The sequence below is a fragment of the Citrobacter sp. HN-141 genome, assembly GCF_033341895.1.
Classification (GTDB): domain Bacteria; phylum Pseudomonadota; class Gammaproteobacteria; order Enterobacterales; family Enterobacteriaceae; genus Citrobacter.
On sequence record NZ_JAWPBF010000040.1, the window covers coordinates 1 to 6,405 of the forward strand.

Here is a 6,405-nt window from a genome sequence, read left to right on the forward strand (position 1 = left end):
GTTCGTGCTGCATGAGCCTTGCCAAATCACACGGATGTTATTTTAACCACTTTTCAAGATACAAGGGGGAGTGAGATATGGCTGACGTAATCAAAATGGAGTGTGTTCATTCCAATAATCCTGAGTGGTTCTCACCTGGTGATATTTATGATTCCGAGAAACGCGGACCAGATACTTGTATTTGTGGTGACAACCTCGTGTCCGACCTTAACCCGGAAGACTGGTACGAGATGAGCCAGCGAGTCGATGGGCTATGGTTTCTTACCGGCTTTCAGCAGTCTGTTTTGTTTCGTGTGATTGAGGATTAACCAATGACCAAATTCACCAAAGAACACTTGGAAGAAATCGCAGAGCTTGCAAGAAAGGCGACGTACAAGCCGTGTGCAATGCACATGACGAATTTATTGGCAGTATGCGATAGCGAAGTTATCGAGGAAATGGCCCGCCAGCTTCTCGCCAGCATGGAGCAGGAACCGGTGGCGTACATGACATACAAGGGCTATCTACTGCATGCGGCTGACCCTAAACTGGCAGAATATAGCGAGCCGATGCCACTCTACGCAGCACCACAGTTACCGCAGCCAGCGGTGTTATCAGTGTCTGAGGGCGTGCTTAAAAGCCTCTTACCCGATGTTGAGAAGTCCGAGTTCTGGTTTGAGCATAATGGGAAAATCTTTTTTGAAGGTGTGAGGTTTAACAATGCGGTATTTGAAGCCTGTCGCGCCGCCATGCTTCAGGCCGGCAAATATCCGGTAACTCCGGATGGTTGGCAGTTGGTTCCAAAAGAGCCAACGGAGGCTATGAATAAAGCAGGATGGGCAGCAATGAACGAACATGATGCCATTAACCCGACATACAGGGCTATGCTCGCAGCAGCACCTCAGCAGGACGTGAGGTTAGCATTGGAAATCGGCATGTCCCGTTACGCAGGTGCTATGCAAAAGCTCGTAGACTCTGGTGATTGATATAACCTGCCATACAAGCGATATGCGAATTCCCATATCGACAATATAACCCGCTACGGCGGGTTTTCTTTTTCGCTTCATCGATCCCTGCTACGATTCACTTACTTTTACTGATGGGAATAGGGATATGAAGAAAGTTCTTGTTGTTTTATTGGTGTCACTTTTTTCACTGACAGCAACGGCAGCAAACAAGCCATGCTCAGGTAAGAAAGGCGGAATATCGCATTGTTCGGGTGAAAAATTTGTTTGTAATGATGGCTCTATCAGCAAGTCCAAGAAGGTTTGCCAGAAATAGTTATCAATAAATAGCACTCACCATCAAAATTAAACCCGCTACGGCGGGTTTTTTCTTTCTGGTAGCGGGCTGTGGTAACGCTGTGCCTCCAGCGCTCGCTGAGGCGCTGGTGAGCGCGAACCTGCCGGAGCTATGACAGTCGAAACAAATCGCGACATAACATATAATCCCTCTCAATATAAAGAGAGGGATTATATGAAATTTTCTAGGATGATTGCTGGGACTGTATTTTCTGTGATGTTATCTGGCTGCGCTGCAGTACAGTACAACGACGGTGAGAAGGTTAGTATCCAGTCTGATGGCTGGTACGGACTCGATAGCCTTCATGAGACAGCTGTTAAAGCGTGTAACCAATACGGAAAAACGAAAGCTACGTATATTCACAGTGCGAATATGAACCCTCATTTACCAGCCGGGACTGGTGTTCAGAATACATTCTGGAAATGCGAGCCTTAGATATGTCATCTTTTTTAACATTGCAGTAAATTCGAAATAAGATCAGGACAAGGTTAACGTCGACCTGGCTGCCAGTGGCGTAGCTTACAAAGAACGCATGAATATGCCGGTTATCGCTGAGCAGGTAGCCCGTGAGCAAACAGAGCATCTGCGTGAATACTTCATGGAGCGAATTCGCTACTACCGCGAGCAAAGCCTGACACTGCCAAGAGCGTCAGACCCACGTTACATCGAGATGTCATCTCAGAACGAGAAAAAGTGAGGGTTTATGTTCAATATTATTATTCTTAAAGGTGAATTTGGTACTTTTGTTGATATTCAGAAGTACATCGGTGAAATTCCACCCAGAAAAACATCTATAAAACTTGATGGCGAAGCTTTCAAGCTATCCCTTTACGAGTTAAATGACAGCCAGTATTTAATTGCGCATCAGCACGATGTTACAGAGGAAAACAGATCCGCTGTAGATGACGCAATCATTCAGTTAAACATCGAACCAGTTGATTGATTTTCCATTATCAACTGTACATAATGTCAGTGTCAGCCTGAACAACTGACGACTTGATGCGCCACGGAGAGAACCATGGCGCACGAACTACACCTCATTAAGCATCAATCAGGAATCCTGATCCCCGCGACGCCGGAGACCAGCGATGTTCTGCAATCAAAAATCAAACTCGGCGCCGTACTGGTAGCCGAATTTCGTCAGGTGAGGAATCCCGCATTCCATCGCCGTTTCTTTGCGCTCCTGAATCTCGGGTTTGAATACTGGGAACCTACTGGCGGGGCGATCTCCTCCAACGAGCGCAAACTGGTAACCGGCTACGCCAAATTCCTTGCCTCATTCGCGGGAAGTGAAGCCGCACTCCTGGATGCTGCTGAGCAATATCTTGAGCGTATCGCCGATAAACGCGCCGGTAGTATCAGCATCTGCAAATCTTATGACGCATACCGTGCATGGGTGATCATCGAGTCTGGTCACTACGACGCCATACAGCTTCCCGACGGCACCCTTCGCAAACACCCCCGCAGCATTGCCTTCGCCAACATGGACGAAACCGAGTTCCAGCAGCTGTACAAAGCCGCGCTCGATGTTCTGTGGCGCTGGGTATTGTCCCGGGCATTCAAGGACCAGCGTGAAGCGGAAAACGCCGCCTCGCAGCTCATGAGCTTTGCGGGGTGATGACCATGAAATATTCCTGGTTCCACCATCACGAATGCACAACCGAACAGGCAGACGAGTTGGTGGCGAGTTATCGCCGTCGTGGCGCCACAGTAGAACGCAGCCTGAATAGCGACAACATCACCTGGACTGTCAGCGCAAAATTGCCTGAATGCGAACATCCGGCGCGTACGCCAAGAACCTTTCGACAAAAGGTCTGGGGGTGAGCATGGCTAAATTACCTCGCCGCAAGTGTGCCAACAAAGAATGCCGGCAGTGGTTCCACCCGGTTCGCGACACGCAGACTGTCTGCGGTTATGAGTGCGCCAGCGCCGTCGGGAAAGAGCAGACCAGAAAAGCCCGTGAAGACGCTAAGCGCAAAGAGTCCGCCAAACAGCGCGCTACTGAGAAGAAAGAGCGAGCCGCCTGGCGCCAGCGTAAAGCTGCAGTTAAGCCGCTGAAGCACTGGGAGGATTTAACCCAGCGCGTCGTCAATGACTATATTCGCGAGCGTGACCATGATTTGCCATGCATCAGTTGTGGGACGTTCGACACCGTCCAGTGGGAAGCCGGGCATTACCGCTCACGTGGGAAAGCGTCACATCTCCGCTATCACGAAGACAATATCAGTAAACAGTGCCACCACTGTAACGTTCAGCTGTCGGGCAATCAGCAGCAGTACCGCCTTGGCCTTATAGAGAAAATTGGGGCTGAGCGCGTCGAGGCGCTCGAAAACAACAACGTTCCACACCGATACACCATCGAAGAACTCGAAGCCATCAGAAAACATTTCGGCGCCCTGAGGCGTCACCTCGTCAAAATCAGGGAGGCTGCATGACAGCACAATATTTGGAATATGTCCGTCAGCAACTGATTATGGCCACTGCCGACCTGAGTGGTGCAACGAAAGGGCAGTTGATGGCGTGGCTTGAAAACGCGCAGTTCGATACGGGAAAGTTTAAACGTAAAAAGCCTCGAGTGCTGGATGAAGTGACCGGGAAAATGATTACGCTGGATAACCCGCCAATCCCCGGTAAACAGTCGCATGCCAAGGGATCGCATATTCCGCTGGTGCAGCCGGTTGAATACTCCACTGCATCGTGGCGCCGTGCACTGATGACGCTCGAAGAACACCAGAAGGCCTGGCTGCTATGGAACTACAGCGAGAATGTGCGCTGGTGCTATCAGGTTGAAATCACTCAGTGGGGTTGGCAACAGTTCAGCCAGCAACTGGCCGGGAAGAGGGTGGCAAAGAAGACTATCGACCGGTTGTATCAGTTGATATGGCTGGCGGCTCAGGATGTGAAAGCGGGACTGGCTGGTCGTGATGTTTATCAGCAACAGGACTTAGCTGCTATGTGTGATGTCAAACCGGACAACTGGAGCCACAATTACGCGGACTACTGGCGAGTTATGTGCAGCATCTTTAAGGGGCTCGATAGCGAATCCTTGCTTTGTACTGTGAGAACACGATCACAACAAAAGACGACTTTTTCGCAGCAGGGTATTGCAAAAGTCAATTAAATAGCATACATTTAATATAAATCTGATATCGTCGCCATAGCTTTGATTGTCGACACAAAGAATTCAAGCCCGAGGTTAACGCCTTGGGCTTTTTTATTTGCGGTACGCCGCACACAGAACCCACTACCTGGGACCCTTCGGCCAGAGAGCCGACATTGCCTTACCCTCATCTTCCCGGTCTGTCGCCGGGTTTTTTATTCAGGCCGCAGACAATCAATTCCAGATGCCACGTAGCTATCGTGTCTGACGGCCTTTCCCCACTACACAAACAGCACCCCGTTTTTTCGGAGGTGATATGGCTAAACGTATGCAAGATAAAGAAAGCATTGCCGGAGTGTCATGGCTGATTGTCCTTGCTCTGTCATGCTGGGGCGGGCTTGTCCGATACCTTATTGACGTGAAGCAGAACAAAGCCACCTGGAGCTGGATTAACGCACTGGCGCAAATCGCAGTGTCCGGATTTACCGGTCTCATTGGTGGCCTGATCAGCGTAGAGAGTGGGCTGAGCCTTTACATGATCCTGGTTACGTCAGGCATCAGCGGGGCGATGGGCTCCGTGGCACTGACGTACTTCTGGGAACGGCTGACGGGGATGAAGAATGCAAACCAGTGATAAAGGCATTTCCCTGATCAAGCAGTTCGAAGGCTGCAAACTCACCGCGTACCAGGATAGCGTTGGCGTCTGGACGATTGGCTATGGCTGGACTCAGCCTGTCGATGGAAAACCAATCCGCGCCGGGATGACGATTAAGCAGGAAACAGCAGAACGTCTGCTGAAGACCGGGCTGGTCAGCTACGAAAGCGACGTGTCCCGCCTGGTTAAAGTCGGCCTGACTCAGGCGCAATTCGATGCTCTGGTGTCGTTCACTTACAACCTCGGCGGTCGGTCTTTGTCAACTTCTACGCTGCTGCGGAGGCTCAACGCCGGTGATTACGCTGGCGCTGCCGATGAGTTCCTGCGCTGGAATAAAGCTGGTGGCAAAGTCCTGAACGGGCTGACCCGTCGGCGTGAGGCGGAGCGCGCTCTGTTCCTGTCGTGATTAGCGCACTGGTTAAGCGTTACTGGCTGCAGTTGCTGGTGGTGGCGTTAATCGGCGTGCTGGTGTTCTTCGTGAACCACTACCGCGAAAACGCCATCACCTACAAAGACCAGCGCGACAAAGCCACCAAGAATCTCCGCCTGGCTAACGACACCATCAAAGACATGCAGGTGCGCCAGCGTGATGTCGCTGCGCTGGATGCCAAATACACCGGAGAACTGGCTGATGCGAAAGAAACCATTGAGCGTCTGCATAGCGATGTCATTGCTGGCCGTAAGCGGCTGCAGCTCAACGCAAACTGTCCCGCGAACGGAACGACCAGCACCGGCAGCCTGGGCGATGCTTCCGGCCCCCGACTTACAGACTCCGCTCAACGGGATTATTTCACCCTCAGAGAGCGAATCGCCACAGTAACGAAGCAGGTTGGCTATCTGCAGGAATACATCAACACGCAGTGCCTGAAATAACCTGGCACTGGAAACCAACAAACAGGAGTACCGCATGGCTAAGTTTTACCCTCGAATTACCGCTTTCTTTGCTGGGTGCTGGGCGTTTATCGCATCTCTCTCTTTCGACAACTTCTCCCTGTCCAGAACGAAATGCACTCTTCGGCGGGCGGTAGAATATGTGGTTAGTGCCGCATCCCTAAGTGCACTTCCTGACAAGGCGGAATGGCGAATCGTAGAGCGAATGTGCAGCGAAGACGTGCGAGAGAAAATCAATATCTTTGGCGCCCACCCTCGCAGCACTGGCGCATTGTGCAGCCCGTTACTGTAGTTATTACAGAAGCTCTTCAGTGAGGGGCTTCGATAATGAATATCCCCTAGCGCGGATAAACTGAAAATAACCCCGATCGCGGATAAAGAGGCTCTTAATGTCCGACACCTAGGGAAGGTGCGAACAAGTTCCTGATATGAGATCATCATATTCATCCGGAGCGCATCCCAGAGGGACATCATGAGC

12 protein-coding genes and 1 pseudogene are annotated in these 6,405 nt (G+C 51.0%); all 13 read left to right on the forward strand.

Annotation, left to right across the window (positions count from 1 at the left end; all coding sequences use genetic code 11):
* Positions 1-77 precede the first annotated feature (77 nt).
* The 13 genes and pseudogenes from RYZ59_RS24230 to RYZ59_RS24290 all read left to right on the forward strand — a co-directional run bounded on the left by RYZ59_RS24230 (position 78) and on the right by RYZ59_RS24290 (position 6,219).
* Positions 78-308 (forward strand): hypothetical protein, encoded by a 231-nt coding sequence (locus tag RYZ59_RS24230; protein ID WP_125362564.1) that lies wholly within the window; start codon positions 78-80, stop codon positions 306-308.
* Positions 309-311: 3 nt separating this feature from the next.
* Entirely contained in the window at positions 312-965 is a 654-nt protein-coding gene (locus RYZ59_RS24235) for a hypothetical protein (RefSeq protein ID WP_125362563.1), read from the forward strand.
* A gap of 127 nt (positions 966-1,092) precedes the next feature.
* Positions 1,093-1,260, forward strand: a complete 168-nt coding sequence (locus RYZ59_RS24240) for a hypothetical protein (RefSeq protein WP_071524449.1) — start codon at positions 1,093-1,095, stop codon at positions 1,258-1,260.
* 463 nt (positions 1,261-1,723) lie between these two features.
* Positions 1,724-1,978 (forward strand): annotated as a pseudogene (locus RYZ59_RS24245) (DNA polymerase III subunit theta).
* A gap of 6 nt (positions 1,979-1,984) precedes the next feature.
* Positions 1,985-2,224, forward strand: a complete 240-nt coding sequence (locus tag RYZ59_RS24250; RefSeq protein ID WP_103798103.1) for a hypothetical protein — start codon at positions 1,985-1,987, stop codon at positions 2,222-2,224.
* A gap of 75 nt (positions 2,225-2,299) precedes the next feature.
* Positions 2,300-2,899: a DUF1367 family protein gene (locus tag RYZ59_RS24255; RefSeq protein ID WP_318051092.1), complete on the forward strand. Its 600-nt coding sequence runs from the start codon at positions 2,300-2,302 to the stop codon at positions 2,897-2,899.
* Complete coding sequence (locus tag RYZ59_RS24260; RefSeq protein WP_103798104.1) at positions 2,899-3,105, forward strand: hypothetical protein; 207 nt, start codon at positions 2,899-2,901, stop codon at positions 3,103-3,105. The genes RYZ59_RS24255 and RYZ59_RS24260 overlap by 1 nt, the downstream gene beginning before the upstream one ends.
* A 2-nt stretch (positions 3,106-3,107) precedes the next feature.
* Positions 3,108-3,716, forward strand: coding sequence for a recombination protein NinG (locus RYZ59_RS24265; RefSeq protein ID WP_318051093.1), 609 nt, complete (start codon positions 3,108-3,110; stop codon positions 3,714-3,716).
* On the forward strand, positions 3,713-4,402 hold the full coding sequence (locus tag RYZ59_RS24270; protein ID WP_318051094.1) for a bacteriophage antitermination protein Q: 690 nt from the start codon (positions 3,713-3,715) through the stop codon (positions 4,400-4,402). The genes RYZ59_RS24265 and RYZ59_RS24270 overlap by 4 nt, the downstream gene beginning before the upstream one ends.
* 307 nt (positions 4,403-4,709) lie before the next feature.
* Positions 4,710-5,015: a phage holin family protein gene (locus RYZ59_RS24275; protein WP_122008274.1), complete on the forward strand. Its 306-nt coding sequence runs from the start codon at positions 4,710-4,712 to the stop codon at positions 5,013-5,015.
* Positions 5,002-5,442 (forward strand): lysozyme, encoded by a 441-nt coding sequence (locus tag RYZ59_RS24280; protein ID WP_318051095.1) that lies wholly within the window; start codon positions 5,002-5,004, stop codon positions 5,440-5,442. Before RYZ59_RS24275 ends, RYZ59_RS24280 begins: the two co-directional genes overlap by 14 nt.
* Positions 5,439-5,909 (forward strand): lysis protein, encoded by a 471-nt coding sequence (locus RYZ59_RS24285; protein ID WP_318051096.1) that lies wholly within the window; start codon positions 5,439-5,441, stop codon positions 5,907-5,909. Before RYZ59_RS24280 ends, RYZ59_RS24285 begins: the two co-directional genes overlap by 4 nt.
* Positions 5,910-5,943: 34 nt before the next feature.
* On the forward strand, positions 5,944-6,219 hold the full coding sequence (locus tag RYZ59_RS24290; RefSeq protein ID WP_318051097.1) for a hypothetical protein: 276 nt from the start codon (positions 5,944-5,946) through the stop codon (positions 6,217-6,219).
* Positions 6,220-6,405: the final 186 nt, after the last annotated feature.